Raw genomic sequence first — 1335 nt, forward strand, 5'->3', positions numbered from 1 at the left:
CTGAATCGTCCCTGGTTTCATTGAGGGTGAGCCAGATATCCCGGAAGGATCACCCCAGACTCACCATGGCGAACTACAAATACCCACAGGAACTGCGCGAGCGAGCGACCCGACTCGCCGTCGAAGCCCGCCGCGACCCCGATACCCGCACCGGCGCCATCAACCGGATCGCCGAGCAGACCGGCGTCCACAAGGAGGCCTTGCGGACCTGGGTGCGCAAGGCCGAAGACGCCGAACTCCCGACCGAGCCCGTCGATGCGGAAGCACGCATCCGCCGCCTGGAGAAAGAGAACCGCGAACTACGTCAGTCGATGGAAATATTACGTTCTGCCACAGCTTTTTTCGCGAAGGCGGAGTTCGACCGCCGACTGAAGTGATCGTCGCGTTCATCGACGAACACAAACACCGCTGGGGGATCGAACCGATCTGTCGCGTTCTGTCGGAGAACACCGAGGTCAAGATCGCCCCGGGCACCTACTACGCCTTCATCGGTCGCGAACCCAGCGCCCGTGCACGCCGCGATGCCGTCCTCAAAGAACACATCATGCGCATCCACTCCCACCCACGGATGCGGGTCTACGGGATCCGCAAGATTCACGCCCAGCTGGTCCGGGAGGGCCGCGAGGTGGCCCGCTGCACCATCGAGCGGCTCTGCCGCGAACTCGGTGTCCGCGGCACCGTGCGCGGAAAATGGCCACGGACGACGAAGCCGGCACCGGAAACCGATCGGCCTGGGGACCTCGTCGAGCGGGATTTCACGGCCACTGCGCCGAACCAGTTGTGGGTGGCCGATCTGACGTATGTGCGCACGCAGTCCGGGTGGGTCTACGTCGCGTTCGTCCTGGATGTGTTCTCTCGCATGATTGTTGGTTGGCAGACCTCGACGCGGATGTACACCGATCTGGCTCTCGACGCGTTGAAGATGGGCCTGTGGGCACGGCGCCGTGCAGGCCACGACGTCACCGGCCTGGTCCATCACAGCGATCGCGGCGTGCAATACCGAGCACTGCGCTACGCCCAGACTCTGGATCAGGCCGCGGCGGTCGCCTCCGTCGGATCGAAGGGCGACTCCTATGACAACGCGATGGCGGAGGCGCTGAACTCGCTGTACAAGGCCGAGTTGATCTTCCTCGACGGTCCCTGGGCCGGTCGGGAGGACGTCGAGGCCGCTACGGCGCAGTGGGTGCATTGGTTCAATACCGAACGGGTCCACGGCATGCTCGACTATCGGACTCCGGCCGAGGTCGAGACCGCCCACTACGCACAACCGCCAGCCGCTTCTGCGGCCTGAGAACTGAACACACGCTCAGCCTCAACAAAACTCGGGACTTGACA

The 1335-nt window shown here is 63.9% G+C and carries 1 protein-coding gene and 1 other annotated feature; the gene reads left to right on the forward strand.

What is annotated here, in order from left to right; translation table 11 throughout:
* Window positions 1-65 precede the first annotated feature (65 nt).
* Window positions 66-1291, forward strand: a protein-coding gene (locus NVV99_RS26235) for an IS3 family transposase (protein WP_157126965.1) whose coding sequence is annotated in 2 segments (ribosomal slippage) — window positions 66-348 and window positions 348-1291 — 1227 coding nt in all. Because the reading frame shifts where the segments join, the coding sequence is not laid out codon by codon here.
* Window positions 335-469 (forward strand) — a sequence feature (AL1L pseudoknot). It overlaps the preceding gene by 135 nt.
* Window positions 1292-1335: the final 44 nt, after the last annotated feature.

Origin of the sequence: Rhodococcus sp. PAE-6 (assembly GCF_025290685.1) — a bacterium.
GTDB lineage: Bacteria > Actinomycetota > Actinomycetes > Mycobacteriales > Mycobacteriaceae > Rhodococcus > Rhodococcus pyridinivorans.